Source organism: Curvibacter sp. CHRR-16, assembly GCF_018474005.1.
GTDB lineage: Bacteria > Pseudomonadota > Gammaproteobacteria > Burkholderiales > Burkholderiaceae_C > Allorhodoferax.
Window position 1 is genome coordinate 210252 of sequence record NZ_JAHCSH010000003.1, and the last position, 19241, is coordinate 229492.

The window sequence follows — 19241 nt, forward strand, 5'->3', positions numbered from 1 at the left end:
TGAAAAAAATGTGATCTATGCCTTGGTGCTGCTTGGCAGCGGTATGCGCCCTGCCATCCATGCCGTGCTCAGCGTCACGGCGATGGCCACCCACCCTGCTGTGCTGTAACCCTGCAAACCCACGCCCGCTTGCATGTGGACTAGCTGGGCCCCGACGTAAGCAGCCACGCCACACGCCAACTGCTGCACGGCGGCATTCAGGGCCATGAAAGCCCCACGGTCAGGGGGAGCCACAGCCGACACCGCTATCGCCATGGCGGGTACCGCACGGCTGGGTGCAAAGCTAAAAAACAGGGTGCTCACCGCCAGCACCACCCACCATGCGCTGGCTGGCAAATGGGTTTGCAGCACGATGGGCACCATCGACACCAATGCCACTGTGCGATAGAGGTGCACCTTGTTCCATCGATCTGCCATGCGCCCTGCCAGTTGGGCTGTTGCAAACGCCATGGCACCGCCCAGCACGTACACCAGCGCGAGCTGCTCAGTGGGCCATTGCAGATTGCTCGTCAAATACAAGGGCATGTAGGGGATGACCACAAACGTGGCAAATGCCCCCAAACCCATGAAAGCCAGCACGCGTCGATATGCGCCGTTGCGCAGCAAATGCACTAGCACGGCGTAGCCCGCTGCCCCTGCGCGCTGCTTGTCCACCCGCACCATGGGCATTGCTACCTGCAGCAACACAATGCTCAGGACACTCAATCCCGCCGTGAACGCGAATGCGTGTCGCCAATCGCCATAGTTGATCAGCACCAGTACCAGCGGCACGCCCAGCACTGTGGCCGCAGAGGTTCCAGATAGCAGCACCCCTACAGCCCTTCCTCGCTGTTGTGGTGCAAACAAATCGCCCACCAAGGTTTGCAGCAGGGCCCCCACCAGCGCCGCACAGGCTCCTGCCGCGATGCGCCCAACCAGCAAAACAGCGTAGCTGTTGGCGCTGGCGCACACCAGTTGGGCCAGCGCCAACACTGCCAGCAGCGCCAACAGCAAACGCTTGCGTTCAAAACGGTGAACGTAGGTCGTGGCGACAACCCCACTGACTGCGGCAGCCACGCCGTACGCGGCCAACAACACCCCGTACTGGCGTGTCTGCAGCCCCCAAGCACCCATGAGCAAAGGTGCCAAGGGCAGCATGAGCATGAAGTCCAACAGGTGTGCAAACTGCACAAACCCCAACAAGCCCATCAAGCGTTTAGGGGGCGGCACCCCCGCCAATGGCGGGGCATTCAACGACGATTCACTGCGCATACGCACTCCAGCAGCGGCTTAGCCACCAATTGCAAACGATTCTTGTTTGCAATTAAGCGCGATGGCGCCACTTTTTTTGTTTGCTGGAACGAAAACTTTTTTTGCCGCTTTAGCCTTTGGCGGCTGCGCGCAGGGCCAAGGCCTTGGGGTCGCCTTTCTTGGCGTGGTAGCGCAGCGCGTGGCGCAACAGCCAGCGGCGTTCGGGGTTGGAATCGGCCAGCCAACGCTCGCACAGGGCAAACAGCAGCTCAGGGTGGTCTTTTGCGATATCGCCTAAGTGGTTGGCCACACTGCGGCGCACGTACAAGGAGGGGTCGTCTTTGAGTGCTTCGAGTAGCGGCAAGGTGGGCGATGGATCGCGCACCAAAGCCTGCAGGCGCATGCCCCAGGGCAAACGCGGGCGTGAACCTTCACTGCACAAGCGGCGCACATGCGGGCTGGGGTCGTGGATCCACAGCGCCAACTGGGCCAAGGTGCGCTGGGGCTCTTGCTGCAAAAAGGGGCGAATAGAGAACTCTGCCGTGAAGCGCTGCGTCAGTTCGTACTGGGCCTGCATGGCGGTGACAAACGGGTCTTGCCCGCCGTTGTAGGCGGCATCCAAGCCATAGCGCGCCACCCACAAGGTATGCGGCAAGTAAAAAAACACCGCCAAGCCCAAATCTTCGGTCTCTGTGTGGATGGGCGTGAGCGAGCGCTGCAACACCGCCCACGCCTGCCCAAAATGCGGCGGCAAGTGCTGCCACAAATCCTGCGCCAGCTTGTGCCCCCGCTCCATGATGCCCAAGGGCTCCAGCCCCGCCAGCGCCTGCGCGCGGAAATGCCCGGCATCGAACGCGGGATACGCCTGCACCACGTTGTGCGCCAAGCAGTCCACGGCCTCCTCGCCCAGCACGTGCTTGAGCGGTGTGCCTTTTTGGATGGAATGCGGCGCACTGGGCAAACGCAAAGACATGGAGGCGCACATAAGGTCACAGCCCCAGCATGCGGTGTTCCACCATCGTGCAAAGGTTGTGCACCACCGTCAGCCCCGCCGCTTGGGCCTTGGCCTGCGCAGCGGCATGCTGCACACCGATTTGCAGCCACAGCGTGCGCGCACCTATGGCGATGGCCTCGTCCACCACGGGTGGTACCAGCTCGTTGCTCAGGAACACGTCCACCATGTCGATGCGCCCAGCGCCCAGCGCCTGCGCCGCTGCAGCGAGCGAGGGGTACACCACCTCGCCCAAAACCTCTTTGGCTGCTGGGTGTATGGGCACGATGCGGTAGCCCTGCTGCTGCAGGTAGCGCGCCACGCGGTGGCTGTCTCGCTCAGGTTTGGGCGACAAACCTACCACCGCGATGGTGCGGGTGCTGGCGAAGATGGCGGCAAAGTCAGTGGTGGTGGTCATGGGTGTGTGCATGAGAGTGATCGTGGGAGTGGTCGTGCCCCTGAGAATGCCCAGCCAACTCGCCACCGGCTTGCCGCAGCACTTGCCACGCGCCGTGCAAGGCCAGCAGCGCCATCAGGGTGGCCACGAGCAAATCAGGCCACGCGCTGCCAGTGCCAAACACCCCCAGCGCGGCCAGCATAACAGCCACGTTGCCAATGGCGTCGTTGCGGGAACACAGCCACACGCTGCGCATATTGGCATCGCCATCGCGGTAGGCATACAGCAGCCACGCTACCCCCACATTGGCCAGCAGTGCCAGCACACCCACCAAGCCCATGGTCACGGCATTGGGCGCATCACCATGCCACAGCGACCACAGCGCGCTGCCCAAGACATACAGGCCAAAGCCCAGCATGGACACGGCCTTGAGCTGCGCCGCCCGCGCACGCCACGACAGCGCCGCACCCAGCACCGCCAGCGACAGGCCGTAGTTCATCGCATCGCCCGCAAAGTCCACCGAATCGGCCAGCAACGCCAAAGAACCCGAACCCATGCTGCCCAGCACCTCCACCGCGAACATGGCGGCGTTCACCACCAACGCCACCCATAACACGCGGCGGTAGCGGGCGGGGTTTTGCAGGGTGTGGGCGGCTGGGGTATGGTGGTTGCAGTGGGCAGACATAGGTTTTCTCCATTCAATGCTTGCATTCAAAACCCTGTAGCCACTACAGTGTCAACATGCAAATCAAAGCCCTTGCCAAGGCCACCGGGGTGGAGGTGGAAACCATCCGCTTTTACGAAAAAAACGGTCTGCTGCCCGCCCCCGCCCGGCGCGACAACGGCTACCGCGAGTACGAAGCAGCGCATTTGAAGCGGCTCGCCTTCATCCGCCACTGCCGGGCGCTGGACATGCCGCTGGCCGACATCCGCCAGCTCCTAGACGCCCTGCACACCACGCCGCCCAATGCCGAGCATGTGCACGTGGACCAGCTGATAGACGCGCAACTGGCCAAGGTGCGGGCGCGCTTGGTCAGCATGCAGGCGCTGGAGAAACAGCTATTGCGCCTGCGCGCCGCCTGCGATGGCGACCACCCCACACACAGCCACCATGACCACAAGAACGCAGCGGGCTGCGGCATCCTGTCCGAACTGGTCAGCGCCGCCCACGGCGAAGCGTGTGCGTGTCATGGCAACACTGCGTAGCCCGTGCGCAGGTTGTATTCCCAATCCAGCCGTCCCCGCGAGCGGGCCAAGTCGGCCATGGCGTGGTAGTCATAGGGCACGGTGTGCAAGCTGGCAAACCATTGGCCTGCATGGCACTCCAGTGTGGCGTAGCGTGCATCGGGCGAGCCCGTTTCCACCACATGGGGCACCGGCACATCGTCGTCGTAGGCGGGCATGCCCACGCTGCCGGGGTTGACGAGGAGCTGCCCGCTGGCAGCGCGCACCACCCGTGGCACATGCGTGTGGCCGCAGGCAATGACCGGGCTGCTGGCGGCGTCTAGTGGGCCTAATTGGCCTAGTGGGCCTTGCCGGCCCTCCAGGCGCTGGGTTATCTCCTCCGCGCTGGCCAGTCGCAGCGCGTTGCCATCCAAGGTTTCGAGGAAGTAGTGCACATCGCTATGCGGGGTGCCATGGCACAGCAGCACATCCGGGCTCCATTGCAGCGTGCTGGGCAGGCTGCGCAGCCAATCGCGCACAGTGGGCGTAAGCAGCTCATAGGCATACCGATCGCTCAGCCCCATGCGCTCGGGTGCCTGCGTGAGCAACTGCCGCTCGTGGTTGCCCGCCAAAGTGGGCCAGCCTTGCTCCATCAAATACTCGGCCGTTTCCCGTGGCAGCAAGGGGCCCGAGAGGCTATCGCCCAAATTCACCACCTGATCCACCCCATAGCGCCGCATGTGCGCCACCACGGCCTGCAAAGCCGGCAAATTACCGTGGATGTCCGAAACGATGGCTATACGCATTATTGGCCTCTAGAGCTTATGGATATTGCTGGAGCAGCTATCAAATTGATAGCAAACCAATTCAAGAGTTCTTACGACCAAATACGTACCCTGCAACAGTCCCTAAAAGACCTGCCAGCACAGGATCCATCTTGGCATTCAAAGTTGCATAAAGAGCTACACCCAACACACAAGCTAAGGTTGCTAATTGGGATAGTGTTGCTACCCAAAGGGTCTGTCTATTCAGGGAACTCGACTGGTTTTTCCAATCTTTAAAGAACTCAATTACCTCGAATGCAAGCTTGTTCCCTTGATCAGATTGAAGAAAGCCAACAATGGTTTGGGCCATTTGTAGACTGTCAGAAACTACTTCCTCCGTTTTCTTTTCTGTATCAATTGATCCCAATTTTTCTTGTTCGGACATGTAAGAACCTCCTTTGTGATTTTTTCGATAGCCCAATCGCAGCTCAAGAAATTTTCACTCCCGCGACTCCAACCGCCCCAGCTTGTGCGCCAGTTCTATGGCGGAGCTGACGCCCATCTTCTCGAAGATGTTGGCGCGGTGGAATTCCACGGTGCGCTGGGTGATGCCCAGCGTGTCGGCGATGTTTTTGTTGTAGTGGCCTTGGATGAGCTGGTCGAGCACCTCGCGCTCGCGCGGGCTGAGCGAGGCCAGTGCGTAGCGCAGGCGGTGCACTTCTTGGTTAGCGCCCATGTCGGCTTGCACGGCGGCCAGGGCTTGGGCCACGCGGTCTACCAACACGTTGTCTTGGAAGGGTTTTTCCAAAAAGTCCCACGCGCCGTTTTTGACGGCGGCCACGGCCATGCCCACGTCGCCGTGCCCGGTCAGAAAGAGCACGGGCCAGGGGCAGGCCAGCGCCTTGAGCTGGTCGAACACCTGCTGCCCATCGAGCGGGGCCATGCGCATGTCCAGCAGCACCACGCTGTGCGTCCAGTGGCCCTGCAGGCCGCGCACATGCTCCAGCAGCGCTTCGCCTTGCGCCCAGGTGCGCACGTGGTGACCGCGCGAGTCCAGTAACCAGGCCAAGCCATCGCGCACGTCGGCGTCGTCGTCAACGATGTGGATGGTGGAGGGGGCAGGATTGGTGGTCATAGTGATGGATTGATAACGGGCAACACCACGTGCAAACAGGCTCCGCCCAGCAGGGGATCGCGCTCGACCAGCAACTGGCCGCGGTGCGCTTCGACGATGGAGCGGCAAATGGCCAGCCCCATGCCCATGCCGCCTTCTTTGGTGCTGTAGAAGGCTTCGAAGATGTGCTCCAGCGCGCCCTCGTCCACCCCGGGGCCGGCATCGGCCACGCACAGGTGGGCTTTGGCACCCGTGCTGTCGTGCTGGTCTATGTGCAGGCGCACCTCTACGGTGTGCGGTGTACCCGGTGGCAAGCCGGCTTGGCGCACGGCGTCTTGCGCGTTGGAGATGAGGTTGCCCAGCAAGTGCTCCAGCAGCAGGCCATCGCCCTGCACCCATACAGGCTGGGTGGGCAAGGTGGCGTAGCTGGGTGGGCTGGTGGGCACCAGCATGGCGGCGGGCACCACGCGCTGCAGCAGCGCTTGCAGCTCCACTTGCTGCAGGGTGATTTCGCGCCGCCGCGCAATGGCGTTGACGCGCTGCACCACGCGCCCGGCACGCTCGGCCAGTGAGGCCATGCGCTCGACCACAGGTGTCATTTCCGGCTGGGTGATGGTGCCGTTGCGCATGCGGTTGAGCAAACCCGTGGCAAAACTGCTCAGTGCGCCCAGCGGCTGGTTGAGTTCGTGCGCCAGTGTGGAGGCCACTTCGCCCACCACCACCAAGCGGCCCGAGGCCTGCAAGCGCTCTTGCTGGCGTTGGGCCAGGGCTTGGGCGCGCTTGCGTTCGCTCACATCGAGCACCGAGCCAATCCAGCCGCGCTGCTCGCCGCTGGCAGTGAGCAGGGGCGCTTCGTGGATGAGCACATCGACCAAATGGCCATCGCGGTGCTGGAACTGCACCTCAATGCCGTCGCGGCTTTTGCCTTGCTCGAGCATGCTGCGGTGGCGCTGCGCGGGGCCATCGTCTTCTTCGGGCCAGTAGGGCATGGGGGCCGATTGGCCCAGCAGTTCGTCAGCGCGGTAACCCACCATGCGACAAAAGGCCTCGTTGACGTAGAGCACGCGCCCGGCCATGTCCCACGCGCGCAGACCGATGGTGACGGAGTTTTCCATCGCTTTGCGCAGGGCCACTTCTTCTTGCAAGTTGGCTTGCACTTGCAGGCGCATCTGCATATCGCGCCGCAGCAGCCACAAGGTGGCCACCAAGCCCACCAGCAGCAACAAGGCCACGCCCAAGAACAAGCGTGGCACGGTGAGCTGGGTTTGGTCGTGGGGCTGCACGTCCAGGTACAAGTCCAAGCCATTGAGGTTGAGCGCGGCGCGGTAGGGCTGGCCAGCGTCGGTTGCGGCCAGTTCGCCGCCAGCCACTACACGCACGCGGTGGTGGTCGGTAAACCAATCGGGCAGCAAAGTGTCCACGGCTTGCTGCATGGACAGCAGTGCCACGTAGCTGCCCATGTAGTGCCCGCGCTCAAAATGCGGCACGGCCAGCAACACCACGGTGTCGTCGGTGGCATGGGGCATGGTGGCAGGCGTTTGCAGTGGGCCACCGTATTCGGGACGGCGCAGCCCCTGCACCACGCGCTGCAAACTGCTCCAAATGCGCTGGTTCTCGTGCAGCTTGTCAGACTCACCCAGCCATGCTTGTAACCACGGGCTCAAGGCGTGGTCTGCACCCTGCCAGCTGTGCTGCAACACCACACCCGGCTCGCGCCAGAGTAAACCCGCTAGTTGCGTTGGATCGGAGGCGTTGCTGCGGGCGTCACTGTTATCGACAGCAACTTGCGCGTACCGGGCCATGGCTTGCATATCGGCCTCCAGTCGGCGCAGGTGAAACTGCATGGTTTGTTCCAGCCACTGGGCGTCGGCAGCGCGGCGTTTGGTGTCTTCTTCTTGTTCAAAGCGTTGCAGGTACAGCACCAGTGCAGCCGCTACCACGACCGCCAACACCATGAAGGCCCAGACCACCCACAGCAAGCGGCGGCCACTGGCAACGGGCCGCTGCTGTGTATCAGCGGCCATGATGAGGTCAAGATCGTCGGTTGGATGGCTCATGGTTTTGCTTCAGATAATAGCGAGCATGACCCGTCCCGCCAGCCGAGGCTTACCTGCGCCTTGTCCACCTGCAAGCCATGCACCGCTCAGCCCTGTGCGGCGGGCTTTGCTGGGCGGAGGTTTGTTGGCTTGCGCGATCCCCGCTGCTGCTAGCTCGGGCATGCGGGTATTGCGCTTATCGCACGTGGTGGCTCCCAACACCCCCAAAGGCCAAGCGCTGGAGCACTTTGCCCAGTTGGTGGAGCGTTACAGCCAAGGACGCATTCGGGTTCAGATTTACCCCCAGAGCACGCTCTACGGCGATGCCGACGAGGTGCAAGCCTTGCAGTTTGGGGCCGTGCATTTCATCGCACCATCGTTGTCCAAGTTTGGACGCATGGGCTTGCCAGAGTTCGAGTTGTTTGATTTGCCCTACGCATTTGATTCGTTGGAGCAAGTACGCCGTGTGATGGATGGCGTTCCAGGGCAACTGCTGCTGGAGCGCTTGCAGCGCAATGGGGTGCACGGTTTGGGCTATCTGCACAATGGTTTTAAGCACATGAGTGCCCAGCATGCCTTGCTGACACCCAATGACTACCTCGGGCTGCGCATGCGTATCCAACCTTCGCGCGTTTTGGCTGACCAGATGCAGGCCTTGGGTGCAAGCCCAGTGGCCTTGAGTTTTGGCGAAACTTACCCGGCATTGCAACGCAAAGTAGTAGACGGTACGGAAAACACTGCCTCCAATTTTTGGACCCAAAAGCTGCAGCGGGTGCAATCCGACCTGAGCCTGACGGGGCACGGCTATTTGGGATACGCTGTGGTGACTCAGCAACGATTTTGGGAAAACTTGCCCAACAACGAGCGGGCGTTATTGGATCAAGCCATGCGCGATGCCTTGCAGTGGGGCAACACTTTGGCGTTGGAGCATGAACGCAGCAGCTTGCAAGCCTTGCGTGGCACCACAGCCCTGCGGGTGCATACGCCCGGCGCGGCGCAGACACAAGCGCTGCGCCGCGCCCTATTGCCAGTGCGCCAGCAGTTGGCGCAGCGCATCGGTTCGGTGTGGATGGATCTGCTGACAGAGGCTTTGCACAGTTAAGTGCCAGCGCGCGCATTAGCGCTCAAAACAACACCTGCGGATCGCCACAGTAGCTGCGCCTCAATGGGCAGACTAGGCTGATGGGATGACCTGCTTATTCACAGTGGGCTGCTTTTATCAGTCGTTGGATGTCTATGAAAAATCTACGGTTTATTTCTCGCCACTGGGCCCGTCTGGGGCTGTCCATGGCCCTGTGTGCCGCGCTGCTGACACCCGCAATGGCGCAAAGTACGGGGCCCATCACCATCAAATTCAGCCATGTGGTCTCGCCTGAAGCGCCCAAAGGCAAAGCAGCTTTGTTTTTTGCCCGCCGCGCCGCCGAACTCAGTGGCAACAAGGTGCGTGTGATGGTGTACGCCAACAGCATGCTTTACAACGATAAAGACGAGATGCAAGCCGTACTCAGCGGCGATGTGGAGATGTTGGCCCCCTCGTTGGCCAAGTTCAGTGCGCTGGGCGTACAGCAGTTTGAAGTGTTCGATGTGCCCTACCTGTTCAGCTCTTTGACCGATGTGCACCGCATCACCGATGGCCCAGTAGGGGCCAGCCTGATGGGCAAGCTGGAGGCACGCGGTATCAAAGGCTTGGCGTTTTGGGACAACGGCTTCAAATCTTTCTCGGCCAACACTCCCATCAAGACGCCTGCCGATCTGAAAGGCAAACGCCTGCGCATTCAAAACTCGAAAGTTTTGGAAGAAGAAGTCAACACACTTGAAGCCACACCTGTTCCCATGCCTTTTTCAGCGGTTTATGGCGCCCTCAAAACAGGAGGGGTCGATGGCACAGAAAACCCCATTTCCAACTTCTACACACAGAAAATGCGGGAGGTGCAAAAGCACCTGACTTTGACCAATCACGGCTATCTGGGCTATGCCGTCATTGCCAACAAGGCCTTTTGGGATCGTTTGCCATCGGATGTGCGCAAAGCACTGGAGCAGGCTATGAAAGAAGCCACTGTCTATGCCAACAAAGTTGCCCGTGAAGACAACGAGGGCATGATGGCTGCCGAGCGTGTCAGTGGCCGCACCACTATTTACGACCCCAAGCCCGAAGAGTTGCAGGCCTTTCGCAAAGCCCTGTGGGCCAGCCATGCCAAGGCGGCACCGCGCGTGGGACAGGACTTGTTGGCCCAAATCTACAAAGAACTCGCCATCACCACTCCCTGAGCTCCCTTCCCGCCCATGCAGCCCTTGGGCGGGTTTTCCCTAGCTGTTGAAGGCCACAGTTTGCAAAGGCCTTTGCCCTGCGTAGGCTTCATGGTCATGTGCAATCCGTTTCTTTGTAGGAGACATGACTATGAAACTCAAAATGATCTTGGCCTCGGCCTTGTTGGCACTGGGCTGTGCAGCCTCTGCCCAAACCGTCATCAAGTTCAGCCACGTGGTGGCTGCAGATACCCCCAAAGGCAAAGCCGCTGACTTTTTTGCCAAACGTGCAGCAGAACTGACCAAGGGCAAAGTCAAGGTTGAGGTGTATGCCAACAGCTCACTCTACAAAGACAAAGAAGAGCTGGAAGCACTGCAAATGGGTGCGGTGCAAATGCTGGCCCCTTCGCTGGCCAAGTTCGGCCCCATCGGCGTGAAGGAGTTCGAAGTGTTCGACTTCCCCTTCATCTTTGATGACTACGCCGATCTGCACAAAGTGACCCAAGGCCCTGTGGGCGCTAGCCTGCTGGCCAAGTTGGAGCCCCGTGGCATCAAGGGTTTGGGTTTCTGGGACAACGGTTTCAAATCGTTCTCGGCCAACACCCCCATCAAGACGCCTGCTGACCTCAAGGGCAAGAAGCTGCGCATCCAGTCCTCCAAGGTGCTGGAAGAGCAAATCCGCTCCTTGGGTGCTATTCCCCAAGTGATGGCTTTCTCCGAGGTGTACCAAGCCCTGCAAACCGGCGTGGTGGACGGCACCGAGAACCCCATCTCCAACTTCTACACCCAGAAGATGCACGAAGTGCAAAAGCACCTGAGCCTGACCAACCACGGTTACTTGGGTTATGCCGTGATTGCCAACAAACAGTTCTGGGATGGCCTGCCTGCTGACGTGCGCGGCCAGTTGGAGCAAGCCATGAAAGAGGCATCGGCTTATGCCAACAAGATTGCCCAAGAAGAAAACGACTCTTCGCTGGAGGCGGTGAAAAAGAGTGGCAAAACCATGATTTACACACCCACCAAAGAAGAGCGCATGGCGTTTAAGAAAGCCATGGCACCTGTGCACATCAAGATGGCCGACCGCGTGGGCAAAGAGATGCTCAAAGAGGTCTACAAAGAAACTGGCTTTGACCCCGAGAAGCTGTAATCATGAAGTGGCTTAACCATCTCGAAGAGTGGCTGATTGGCACTCTGATGGCTGGGGCCACGCTGCTGATTTTCGTATCGGTCTTGCACCGATACGCAGCAGGGTGGAATATCCCCGGTCTGCAAGACTGGCTCTTGAGCATCAACCTGACTTGGGCGCAAGAGCTGACGATTTACATGTTTGTGTGGATGGCCAAGTTTGGCGCAGCTTATGGCGTGCGCACAGGTATCCACGTGGGGGTGGATGTACTCATCAACCGCTTGAGCCCTGAAAACCGCAACAAGTTCGTCATTCTGGGCTTGGGTGCTGGTGCTCTGTTCACCGCCATCGTGGCGTGCTTGGGTGGGTACATGGTGTGGAAGATTGGTGCGCACTATGCGTTTGCCAACGCTTTGGGTTGGTCCATGGATGGCCTGCTAGAAGGCCCCACCACGCCCGACCTCGAATGGCCCACGTGGATCTTCTATTCCGCGATTCCTTTGGGTACTGGTTTGATGTGTTTCCGTTTCCTGCAAGTGCTGGTGCAGTTTGTGCGCACTGGCGAACTGCCCCACCATGACCATGGCCATGTGGACGGCTTGGACGAAGAAGAGGGGAAAGCCGCATGAGCGCACTCATCATTTTTACGCTGCTGACCGTGCTGATGCTCACGGGCATGCCGATCTCGATCGCACTGGGTCTGACGGTGCTGACCTTTTTGTTTGGCTTCACGCATGTGCCGCTGGAGTCGGTGGCGCTCAAGCTGTTCACCGGCATTGAGAAGTTCGAGATCATGGCGATCCCCTTCTTCATTCTGGCAGGCAACTTCCTCACCCACGGTGGGGTGGCGCGGCGCATGATCAACTTCGCCACCAGCATGGTGGGCCACTGGTATGGCGGCTTGGGCTTGGCAGGCGTGCTCGCCTGCGCACTGTTTGCTGCCGTATCGGGTTCATCACCAGCTACCGTGGTGGCCATTGGCTCGATCTTGTTGCCAGCCATGGTCAAGGCAGGCTTTCCTCGCAGCTTCGGTGCGGGTGTGATCACCACTTCAGGTGCTTTGGGTATCCTGATTCCACCGTCTATCGTGATGGTGATGTACTCGGTAGCGACCAACACCTCCGTGGGTGCACTGTTCATGGCCGGCGTGGTGCCAGGCTTGGCATTGGCAGGCGTATTGGCCGGTGTGACCTGGTGGCGTGCGCGCAAGTTCGACTACCCCCGTTTGCCTAAAGCGACATGGGTGCAACGCCTGAAGGCCTTGCGCGAATCCATCTGGGGCTTGCTGTTGATCGTCATCGTCATGGGCGGTATCTACACCGGTGTGTTCACCCCCACCGAAGCAGCCGCTATGAGCGCGGTATACGCTTTCGTGGTGGCGGTGTTTATCTACAAAGACATGTCTTTGAAAGATGTACCCCGTGTGCTGCTGAGTTCGGCCAATATGTCGGCCATGCTGCTGTACATCATCACCAACGCGGTGTTGTTCAGCTTCATCATGACCAACGAGAACATTCCGCAAGCCTTGGCCGATTGGATGCTGGGCCATGGCCTGGGTGTCATCACCTTCCTGTTGGCGGTGAACGTGATCCTGCTGCTGGCGGGCAACTTCATGGAGCCCTCCTCCATCGTGCTGATCTTCGCACCGATCTTGTTCCCTGTGGCCATGAAACTGGGCATTGACCCGGTGCACTTTGGCATCATCATGGTGGTGAACATGGAAGTGGGCATGTGCCATCCACCCGTGGGTCTGAACCTGTATGTGGCCTCAGGCATTACCAAGATGGGCATTACCGAACTGACCGTGGCCGTTTGGCCGTGGTTGCTGTCCATGGTGGGCTTTTTGCTGGTGGTTACGTACTGGCCAGCGCTGACGCTGTGGTTCCCGAAAATGATCGGCGCCATGTAGTCCAAACGCTGCGCTTAACGCAAAGGGAGCTTTAGTGCTCCCTTTTTTATCTATTTTCATCCTTTTTGGGGATAGGCCCCAAACACCACCAGACCTAGACTTGTTACCAACTATTCAAGGTGGCAGGGAGATGGATCACACCAATTTACAAGCCCAAGTTGATCTCATGCTGAACAACGGCATGGATAAGCTCGCCGTATTTCGCGTGCTCACCGAGCAAAAAGGCGTTTCGCCGCGCAAAGCCGCTTGGTGCATCGCTGTGCATGCTGATGTATTCCTGATTGACCGGTATGGTGAGTTGATCGATTACCTTGTTTGGATCGTGCTGCTCCAAGCCCTTGCAGGGGCATGGCTTGGCTACCAACTCAGCCACACCCCGCTTATGCGCATGTGCATGCCACTGCTTGCAGCCTCGGTTCCACTGCTGTTTGCTTGGGGCTTTTTCCGCAATTACGCACAAGCCTATAACTTGTACCTGCTAGTAGCCATCTGCGGTGTATTGCCATATGGGCTGCTGCTGATGCAGTTCCCTTCCATGTTTGGCTTTGCCTTGTTATCTATCCATATCTTGGCAAGCGGTTACGTGTGGTTTGTACGGCGCAAAATTTTCCCCGACATTGGCTGGTGGGGCCCTCGCCTGTTTCGTCACAACAAAGGAACATTGATCGGTCAAGTTGGCTAAATTCGATTGGCCAACTGCATCCATGCTTATACGGTTTTCCATTAGTCCAACGCAGCGCTTTTGGCTATAGTCAGTTGGTCTGAATTTTTGTGAGAAAACCAGCCGTGACAAAACGACGCTCCTTTTTAACTCTGTGCACCATGGTCACCATGAGCGCTGTGCTCACCCCAGCAGTGCATGCGCAAAAACTGCCCGACCTCAATGGTCGTGTCATCGTCGCAGTGACAGAGAACGCTTACGTGCCCTTGAATTTCAAGGATCCCAAAACGGGGGCCAGCATCGGTTGGGAGTACGACGTATTCAATGAAATTGCCAAACGCCTGAACGCCAAAGTGGAGTGGAAGCTAACGAGCTGGGACACCATGATTGAGGCCGTGCGCAAGGGCCAGTTTGATGTGGGTATGGATGGCATCACCATCCAAGAAGACCGCAAAAAGCAAGTGGCGTTTTCTGACCCCTATATGGTGTCTGAGCAATTCATGATGGTTCGCGCCAACGAAAAGCGCTTTGCCGATGCTGCCAGCTTCAAACCCAACACCAAACTGCTCGTCGGCGCACAGGGCGGCACCACGAACTTCTATACCGCGGTCTATGAATTGCTGGATGGCAATGAAAAGAACCCACGCATCAAGCTGTATGAAACCTTTGGATTGTCTATGCAGGCACTCAAGGCAGGCGATGTGGATACCGTGCTGAGTGATGGCGTCTCGGCCCAAGGCTATATCAAGGCCTTTCCCAATACCTTCAAGGTTGTCGGCAAGCCCATGGGGCGCGAAGAGTTTGGCTTCATCTTCAAACCGGGCTCAGATCTGGTCAAACCCGTCAATGCCGCACTCAAGCAACTGCGCGCCGATGGCACACTCAAAGCCTTGGATCACAAGTGGTTTGTCGAATACAAACTGAACCAATAAACTATTCTTGCGTACCTGACTGCCCCGCCCACACGGCGGGGTTTGCGCTTTTATGGCCATACTGATCGAAACCAACACCAAACCCGACCGCCCCTACTGGCTGTGGGCACTCATCACCATCGGCATTGCCTGCGCTGCATTTGCGCTGGCTGATGGTCGCTATGGCTTGATTTTTGAAACATTGCTCACCGGCTTGGGCACTACCGTTCTGGTGGCCGTTTGCAGTTATGCCTTGGCCTTGTTGTTAGGACTGCTACTGGCATTGGCTAGCCGCTCCAAAACCCTGTGGTTACGGCAAGCGGCCCGCTTTTACATCGAGATTGTGCGCGGGCTGCCCGCGCTGGTGATACTGCTATACGTCACTTTTGTGGGTGCACCACTGCTAATCAATGCCTACCAATGGACAGCGCAAGCTGCTATAGCAGCAGGCTGGTTCCCCGATGTACAAGTGCGCGACATCTCCAACCTAGTGCGGGGCATCGTAGCGCTGGCATTCGCTTACAGCGCATTTTTGGCCGAGGTCTTTCGGGCTGGGCTCGATAGCATTGACAAGTCACAAAGCGAAGCGGCCTATGCGTTGGGGCTGTCCCGGTGGCAGACCTTCCGCCTTGTGCTGTGGCCACAAGCAGTGCGCAAAGTGCTGCCCGTTTTAGGCAACGACTTCATCGCCATGGTGAAAGACTCGTCTCTGGTTTCGGTGCTGGGGGTCAACGACATCACACAGCTGGGCAAACTGTATGCGTCCAGTTCATTCCTTACAGTGGAAACGTACAACACCGTGGCGGCGCTTTATTTGCTGCTCACGGTATCCCTGTCCTTGCTGCTGCGCAAGCTAGAGCAGCACTGGCGCGCCAAAGGCTACCAAAAGGACTGATTAGAAAACGGCTGTTTCAGCAATCGCGTTGGCCAGGTATTCGATGCGCTTTTGCATGTCTGCATCGGTATCTGCCAAGCGCTGCGCCACAGCACGGAATTGGGCTTGCACCGCAACAAAAGCCTGCACTACATCGGGTGCGAAGTGCTTACCACTTTGCTCCAGAATGGTTTGGCACGCTTGCTCCACACCCATGCCTTGCTTATAGACCTTGCTGGTAATAAGCGCATCGAACACATCGGCCAAAGCCACAATGCGCGCCGCCAGTGGGATACGTTCTGCCTGCAAGCCTTGGGGGTAGCCCGATCCATCCCATTTTTCGTGGTGCGACAAAGCCACTTCCATGGCCAAGTCCAACCATGGTGAGCTGTGTTTGAGCGAGCTTTTGGCCCGCCCTAATGCCTCGTGGCCTAGCACGGTATGGGTGCGCATGATGGCCACCTCTTCTGCCGTCAGACGACCTGGCTTGAGCAAAATTTTGTCGGGAATGCCTATATTTCCCATGTCGTAGATATGCGCGCAACGCTCCAAGTAGTCGATGTACTCGGGCGTCAATGTGGCGGCATACGCAGGGCTAAGGGCCATTTGCTCAGCCAGCAAGCGAATATAGGCACGAATGCGCAGAATGTGGCTCTCGGTATCGGACTCGCGCAGCTCGGCCAAAGTCGCCATGGCAAACGAGGCCACTTGGTACAGAGAGGTTTCCTCGGTGCTGCTGGTAGGGTTAAGGTTACTCATCCTGCGAATCCTCTCTAGCGGACTGTAATAAGGGTATTTCGTAAACCCACACGATTTTGCCATCGTGCAGCTCTATCTGGGCGTAAGGATCAGTGTTTGGCACCGCAAAATCGAGACTAACCAGCCAAGCACCGGGAACCAATTCGGCCAAGGCTTTGCGCCACACACGCTCCATACTTTCGGGACGCTGGAATACAAACACCATGGCATAGGCTGACCAGCCATGCTGCCACATATCCTCATCAAAAACCGTGGCCCAGCGGCAACGCCAACGGCACAAAGCAGCCAGCACCCGGCTTTTTTCTATGCCGACATGCCTGGCCAATGGATACGCCCTGCGCAGGGCTTCTAGACCATGCCCCAAGCCACACCCGGCATCCAAAACCACCGCACTCGGGGGCAAGACAGCGACGCTGGGCAAGTCATCCAACGCTCCATCGGGTGTTGGGAACAGTGGAGCATCGCGCCACGCACTCATGGGATACAGCAACAACAACAGGACCACCGGTACCAACCACAACCAAAGTGGCCACCCTGATGCATGCTCTTTCCACAACAGCGCCAACAGCAGAGAGACTGGAAACCCCGCAGCCACCCAGATGCGGCGCGAACGGCTAGGCGCAGCCCATGCCGCCCACAAGCCCAAGAGCAAAGCAAGCACCAAGGCCACTTGCGTATCCCAGAGACGCCCAAAGCTGTATACCAGCCATGACACCGCCCACACCACGATGGCGGGCAATGGCCACGCTTGGCGGTACAGCCAAGCCCACATCAGCGTTGCGCTCCGGGGTTCAGGCGTTCGATCAGGGCATTGAGCTCATCCAAAGACGAAAACTGGATGGATAGCTCTCCCATATCGTCCATGCGGCCATTGCGCTTGACGCGCTTTTTAACCCGCACCTCGACGGTGGTGGTCAGCAAGTCCGACAATTCTTCTTCCAAGCGCTTGAGGTCACGCGACTTTTCTTTGCTGGGTTTGGGACTGGTGAGGGAGAACTCTGCACCCAGTTTTTTGACCAAGCTTTCGGCTTCGCGCACCGACATGGTTTTGGCGGCGATCTGGTTGGCCGCGGTGATTTGTGTTGCGCGATCCAGAGCCAGCAAGGCACGTGCATGGCCCATGTCGATGTCACCCGCCATGAGCATGGTTTGCACCGGATCGGCCAAATTGAGCAAGCGCAGCAGGTTACTGGCCGCACTGCGCGAGCGCCCGACGGCCTGCGCGGCTTGTTCGTGGGTCAGACCAAACTCGCGGATCAGGCGCTGTAGACCTTGGGCTTCTTCCAAGGGGTTGAGGTCTTCGCGCTGGATGTTCTCAATCAACGCCATGGCCGCGGCGGCCTCGTTGGGCACCTCTTTGACCAGCACCGGCACTTCGTCCAAACCCGCCAATTTGGCGGCACGGAAACGCCGCTCCCCAGCGATGATTTCGTACTTGCCAGCGTTGTCCCCATCGTGCAATTGGCGCACGAGGATAGGCTGCATGATGCCTTGGGCCTTGATGCTCTCGGCCAGTTCGTAGAGTGCCCCCTCGTCCATGCGGGTGCGTGGCTGGTACATACCGGGCACCATGCGCTCTAGCTTGAGGCTGTGGGGCAGCTCAGCAGCCCCGCTGGTTTTGGCGGCAGAGTCCTGCACAGCGGGACCCAGCAGGGCCTCCAGACCCATCCCCAGGCCCTTGGGTTTCTTAGTCACCATGGTGAATTTCCTATTGTTGGAGTTGTTCGAGATAGCGCAGCCCTTGGGGCCAATCGCCCAGACCCGACTCGCTGTTGATATGCCCTGCAGCACCATACATCACCCACTGGCTGCCCCAGTTCTGGGCCAATGCATGGGCCCGCTCTTGGGCGCAGAAAGGGTCGTTGCTGCTACCCAGCAACACGCTGGTAAATGGCAAGGGCTGGCGCTCTATGGGCAGCCAGCTGGGCAGCAACGCCGCCAAATCGGGGCGGCTTTCCACGTCACCAGGTGCTACCAGCAAGGCACCGGCCACCCGGTGGGTGTGCTGCGAATGACTGGCCCATGCTGCTACCAGCACGCAGCCCAAGCTGTGCGCAACCAGCAGCAGGTCATCACGACCACTGGCCAGCACGGCTTCTTCAAGTTGCATCATCCAGTCGCCGCGGCGCGGGGTCATCCAATCGTGCTGCTGCACACGCTGAAAACCGTGCAACACCTCCCAGCGGCTTTGCCAATGATCCGGCCCCGAGTTTTGCCAACCCGCAAGCAACAGAACACGTTGTGGATCAATCGCCATGGCGGGCATCACATGGCTTGGATGCGTTGCACCATCTCTTGGGCAAAGCCTACAAAGGACTGCGCCCCCTTGGATGCCGGATCGAACACCACACCGGGCACGCCGTAGCTGGGGGCTTCGGCTAAACGCACGTTGCGCGGGATGATGGTGTCAAACACCTTGTCAGCAAAATGCGCCTTGAGCTGGTCACTCACCTGCATTTGCAGTGTGATGCGAGGATCAAACATCACACGCAACAAGCCGATTAGCTGCAAATCAGGATTGAGGTTGGCTTTGACCTGCTTGATGGTGTTGACCAAATCCGTCAACCCTTCCAGCGCAAAATATTCACACTGCATGGGCACCACCACGCCATGGGCTGAGCACAGGCCATTGAGGGTGAGCATCGAGAGGCTGGGAGGGCAATCGATCAACACAAAGTCGTATTGGTCATCCACCTTGGCGATAGCATTCTTGAGGCGGCGTTCACGGCGCTCCAAATCCACCAGCTCCACTTCCGCACCAGCCAAGTCGCGATTGGCACCGAGTACATCGTAGCCACAACCGGCTTCCACCAACTTGGGACCTTGAACGCGGGCCTCCTCAATGCTGGCCGACTCCAACAGCACGTCGTACACACTGAGCTCGAGCTTGCGCTTATCCACACCAGAACCCATGGTGGCATTGCCTTGTGGATCCAAGTCCACCATCAGCACGCGTTGGCCGATTTTTGCCAAGCCCGCGGCCAGATTGACTGTGGTGGTGGTTTTGCCGACTCCGCCCTTTTGGTTGGCCACGCAGAAAATTTTTGCCATGTTGATC

At 58.8% G+C, this 19241-nt stretch carries 22 protein-coding genes; 9 read left to right on the forward strand and 13 right to left on the reverse strand.

Annotation, left to right across the window (positions count from 1 at the left end):
• Positions 1–15: 15 nt before the first annotated feature.
• From KIK84_RS07870 to KIK84_RS07885, 4 genes are all read right to left on the reverse strand, one after another.
• Positions 16–1251, reverse strand: a complete 1236-nt coding sequence (locus KIK84_RS07870; RefSeq protein WP_214122518.1) for an MFS transporter — start codon at positions 1249–1251, stop codon at positions 16–18.
• 109 nt (positions 1252–1360) lie between these two features.
• Entirely contained in the window at positions 1361–2203 is an 843-nt protein-coding gene (locus tag KIK84_RS07875; protein WP_214122519.1) for a DNA alkylation repair protein, read from the reverse strand.
• Positions 2204–2219: 16 nt separating this feature from the next.
• Positions 2220–2639 (reverse strand): CoA-binding protein, encoded by a 420-nt coding sequence (locus tag KIK84_RS07880; RefSeq protein ID WP_214122520.1) that lies wholly within the window; start codon positions 2637–2639, stop codon positions 2220–2222.
• A complete protein-coding gene (locus tag KIK84_RS07885; RefSeq protein WP_214122521.1) occupies positions 2623–3303 on the reverse strand; it encodes a cation efflux transmembrane domain-containing protein in 681 nt (226 codons plus the stop codon). Before KIK84_RS07885 ends, KIK84_RS07880 begins: the two co-directional genes overlap by 17 nt.
• 56 nt (positions 3304–3359) lie before the next feature.
• On the opposite strand from KIK84_RS07885, the gene KIK84_RS07890 reads away from it, so the two are divergent.
• Positions 3360–3824: a Cd(II)/Pb(II)-responsive transcriptional regulator gene (locus KIK84_RS07890; RefSeq protein ID WP_214122522.1), complete on the forward strand. Its 465-nt coding sequence runs from the start codon at positions 3360–3362 to the stop codon at positions 3822–3824.
• Here KIK84_RS07890 and KIK84_RS07895 read toward each other — a convergent pair.
• The 4 genes from KIK84_RS07895 to KIK84_RS07910 all read right to left on the reverse strand — a co-directional run bounded on the left by KIK84_RS07895 (position 3806) and on the right by KIK84_RS07910 (position 7717).
• On the reverse strand, positions 3806–4588 hold the full coding sequence (locus tag KIK84_RS07895; protein WP_214122523.1) for a metallophosphoesterase family protein: 783 nt from the start codon (positions 4586–4588) through the stop codon (positions 3806–3808). The two genes, KIK84_RS07890 and KIK84_RS07895, sit on opposite strands and share 19 nt — an antisense overlap.
• Positions 4589–4649: 61 nt before the next feature.
• The gene (locus KIK84_RS07900) at positions 4650–4991 is read right to left on the reverse strand and encodes a hypothetical protein (protein ID WP_214122524.1); all 342 of its coding nucleotides are present in this window, start codon (positions 4989–4991) and stop codon (positions 4650–4652) included.
• Between the two features lie 54 nt (positions 4992–5045).
• On the reverse strand, positions 5046–5681 hold the full coding sequence (locus KIK84_RS07905) for a response regulator transcription factor (RefSeq protein WP_214122525.1): 636 nt from the start codon (positions 5679–5681) through the stop codon (positions 5046–5048).
• The gene (locus KIK84_RS07910) at positions 5678–7717 is read right to left on the reverse strand and encodes a two-component system sensor histidine kinase NtrB (protein ID WP_214122526.1); all 2040 of its coding nucleotides are present in this window, start codon (positions 7715–7717) and stop codon (positions 5678–5680) included. Before KIK84_RS07910 ends, KIK84_RS07905 begins: the two co-directional genes overlap by 4 nt.
• A 25-nt stretch (positions 7718–7742) precedes the next feature.
• Here KIK84_RS07910 and KIK84_RS07915 point away from each other — a divergent pair, with 25 nt between their 5' ends.
• From KIK84_RS07915 to KIK84_RS07950, 8 genes are all read left to right on the forward strand, one after another.
• Positions 7743–8798, forward strand: a complete 1056-nt coding sequence (locus KIK84_RS07915; RefSeq protein WP_214122527.1) for a DctP family TRAP transporter solute-binding subunit — start codon at positions 7743–7745, stop codon at positions 8796–8798.
• A gap of 128 nt (positions 8799–8926) precedes the next feature.
• Positions 8927–9964 carry a DctP family TRAP transporter solute-binding subunit gene (locus KIK84_RS07920; RefSeq protein ID WP_502757545.1) on the forward strand — a complete coding sequence of 346 codons (1038 nt, stop codon included), beginning with the start codon at positions 8927–8929 and terminating at the stop codon, positions 9962–9964.
• Positions 9965–10094: 130 nt separating this feature from the next.
• Positions 10095–11090: a TRAP transporter substrate-binding protein gene (locus KIK84_RS07925; RefSeq protein WP_214122529.1), complete on the forward strand. Its 996-nt coding sequence runs from the start codon at positions 10095–10097 to the stop codon at positions 11088–11090.
• 2 nt (positions 11091–11092) lie between these two features.
• A complete protein-coding gene (locus KIK84_RS07930) occupies positions 11093–11698 on the forward strand; it encodes a TRAP transporter small permease (protein WP_214122530.1) in 606 nt (201 codons plus the stop codon).
• On the forward strand, positions 11695–12978 hold the full coding sequence (locus KIK84_RS07935; protein WP_214122531.1) for a TRAP transporter large permease: 1284 nt from the start codon (positions 11695–11697) through the stop codon (positions 12976–12978). Before KIK84_RS07930 ends, KIK84_RS07935 begins: the two co-directional genes overlap by 4 nt.
• A 130-nt stretch (positions 12979–13108) precedes the next feature.
• A complete protein-coding gene (locus KIK84_RS07940) occupies positions 13109–13660 on the forward strand; it encodes a hypothetical protein (RefSeq protein WP_214122532.1) in 552 nt (183 codons plus the stop codon).
• 140 nt (positions 13661–13800) lie between these two features.
• Positions 13801–14571 (forward strand): transporter substrate-binding domain-containing protein, encoded by a 771-nt coding sequence (locus KIK84_RS07945; RefSeq protein ID WP_214122533.1) that lies wholly within the window; start codon positions 13801–13803, stop codon positions 14569–14571.
• A 52-nt stretch (positions 14572–14623) separates the two neighbouring features.
• The gene (locus tag KIK84_RS07950) at positions 14624–15445 is read left to right on the forward strand and encodes an amino acid ABC transporter permease (protein WP_214122534.1); all 822 of its coding nucleotides are present in this window, start codon (positions 14624–14626) and stop codon (positions 15443–15445) included.
• Here KIK84_RS07950 and KIK84_RS07955 read toward each other — a convergent pair whose 3' ends face one another.
• From KIK84_RS07955 to KIK84_RS07975, 5 genes are read right to left on the reverse strand one after another with little or no spacing between them, the layout of a single operon-like run.
• A complete protein-coding gene (locus KIK84_RS07955; RefSeq protein ID WP_214122535.1) occupies positions 15446–16183 on the reverse strand; it encodes an HD-GYP domain-containing protein in 738 nt (245 codons plus the stop codon).
• Positions 16176–16955, reverse strand: coding sequence for a class I SAM-dependent methyltransferase (locus KIK84_RS07960; RefSeq protein WP_214122536.1), 780 nt, complete (start codon positions 16953–16955; stop codon positions 16176–16178). Before KIK84_RS07960 ends, KIK84_RS07955 begins: the two co-directional genes overlap by 8 nt.
• Positions 16955–17881 (reverse strand): ParB/RepB/Spo0J family partition protein, encoded by a 927-nt coding sequence (locus KIK84_RS07965; protein WP_214122537.1) that lies wholly within the window; start codon positions 17879–17881, stop codon positions 16955–16957. The genes KIK84_RS07960 and KIK84_RS07965 overlap by 1 nt, the downstream gene beginning before the upstream one ends.
• A 10-nt stretch (positions 17882–17891) precedes the next feature.
• A complete protein-coding gene (locus KIK84_RS07970) occupies positions 17892–18434 on the reverse strand; it encodes an RBBP9/YdeN family alpha/beta hydrolase (protein ID WP_214122877.1) in 543 nt (180 codons plus the stop codon).
• A 14-nt stretch (positions 18435–18448) separates the two neighbouring features.
• Entirely contained in the window at positions 18449–19234 is a 786-nt protein-coding gene (locus tag KIK84_RS07975) for a ParA family protein (RefSeq protein WP_214122538.1), read from the reverse strand.
• Between the last annotated feature and the right edge of the window lie 7 nt (positions 19235–19241).

Excerpts from the sequence above, each read along its gene's own strand:
- KIK84_RS07875 (WP_214122519.1), bottom strand. The coding sequence starts at position 2,203 with ATGTCTTTGCGTTTGCCCAGTGCGCCGCATTCCATCCAAAAAGGCACA.
- KIK84_RS07940 (WP_214122532.1), top strand. The coding sequence starts at position 13,109 with ATGGATCACACCAATTTACAAGCCCAAGTTGATCTCATGCTGAACAAC.
- KIK84_RS07915 (WP_214122527.1), top strand. The coding sequence starts at position 7,743 with ATGACCCGTCCCGCCAGCCGAGGCTTACCTGCGCCTTGTCCACCTGCA.
- KIK84_RS07910 (WP_214122526.1), bottom strand. The coding sequence starts at position 7,717 with ATGAGCCATCCAACCGACGATCTTGACCTCATCATGGCCGCTGATACA.
- KIK84_RS07920 (WP_502757545.1), top strand. The coding sequence starts at position 8,927 with ATGTCTATGAAAAATCTACGGTTTATTTCTCGCCACTGGGCCCGTCTG.
- KIK84_RS07885 (WP_214122521.1), bottom strand. The coding sequence starts at position 3,303 with ATGTCTGCCCACTGCAACCACCATACCCCAGCCGCCCACACCCTGCAA.
- KIK84_RS07880 (WP_214122520.1), bottom strand. The coding sequence starts at position 2,639 with ATGACCACCACCACTGACTTTGCCGCCATCTTCGCCAGCACCCGCACC.
- KIK84_RS07945 (WP_214122533.1), top strand. The coding sequence starts at position 13,801 with ATGGTCACCATGAGCGCTGTGCTCACCCCAGCAGTGCATGCGCAAAAA.
- KIK84_RS07955 (WP_214122535.1), bottom strand. The coding sequence starts at position 16,183 with ATGAGTAACCTTAACCCTACCAGCAGCACCGAGGAAACCTCTCTGTAC.
- KIK84_RS07975 (WP_214122538.1), bottom strand. The coding sequence starts at position 19,234 with ATGGCAAAAATTTTCTGCGTGGCCAACCAAAAGGGCGGAGTCGGCAAA.
- KIK84_RS07870 (WP_214122518.1), bottom strand. The coding sequence starts at position 1,251 with ATGCGCAGTGAATCGTCGTTGAATGCCCCGCCATTGGCGGGGGTGCCG.
- KIK84_RS07925 (WP_214122529.1), top strand. The coding sequence starts at position 10,095 with ATGAAACTCAAAATGATCTTGGCCTCGGCCTTGTTGGCACTGGGCTGT.
- KIK84_RS07905 (WP_214122525.1), bottom strand. The coding sequence starts at position 5,681 with ATGACCACCAATCCTGCCCCCTCCACCATCCACATCGTTGACGACGAC.
- KIK84_RS07950 (WP_214122534.1), top strand. The coding sequence starts at position 14,624 with ATGGCCATACTGATCGAAACCAACACCAAACCCGACCGCCCCTACTGG.
- KIK84_RS07965 (WP_214122537.1), bottom strand. The coding sequence starts at position 17,881 with ATGGTGACTAAGAAACCCAAGGGCCTGGGGATGGGTCTGGAGGCCCTG.
- KIK84_RS07930 (WP_214122530.1), top strand. The coding sequence starts at position 11,093 with ATGAAGTGGCTTAACCATCTCGAAGAGTGGCTGATTGGCACTCTGATG.
- KIK84_RS07890 (WP_214122522.1), top strand. The coding sequence starts at position 3,360 with ATGCAAATCAAAGCCCTTGCCAAGGCCACCGGGGTGGAGGTGGAAACC.
- KIK84_RS07900 (WP_214122524.1), bottom strand. The coding sequence starts at position 4,991 with ATGTCCGAACAAGAAAAATTGGGATCAATTGATACAGAAAAGAAAACG.
- KIK84_RS07935 (WP_214122531.1), top strand. The coding sequence starts at position 11,695 with ATGAGCGCACTCATCATTTTTACGCTGCTGACCGTGCTGATGCTCACG.
- KIK84_RS07895 (WP_214122523.1), bottom strand. The coding sequence starts at position 4,588 with ATGCGTATAGCCATCGTTTCGGACATCCACGGTAATTTGCCGGCTTTG.
- KIK84_RS07960 (WP_214122536.1), bottom strand. The coding sequence starts at position 16,955 with ATGTGGGCTTGGCTGTACCGCCAAGCGTGGCCATTGCCCGCCATCGTG.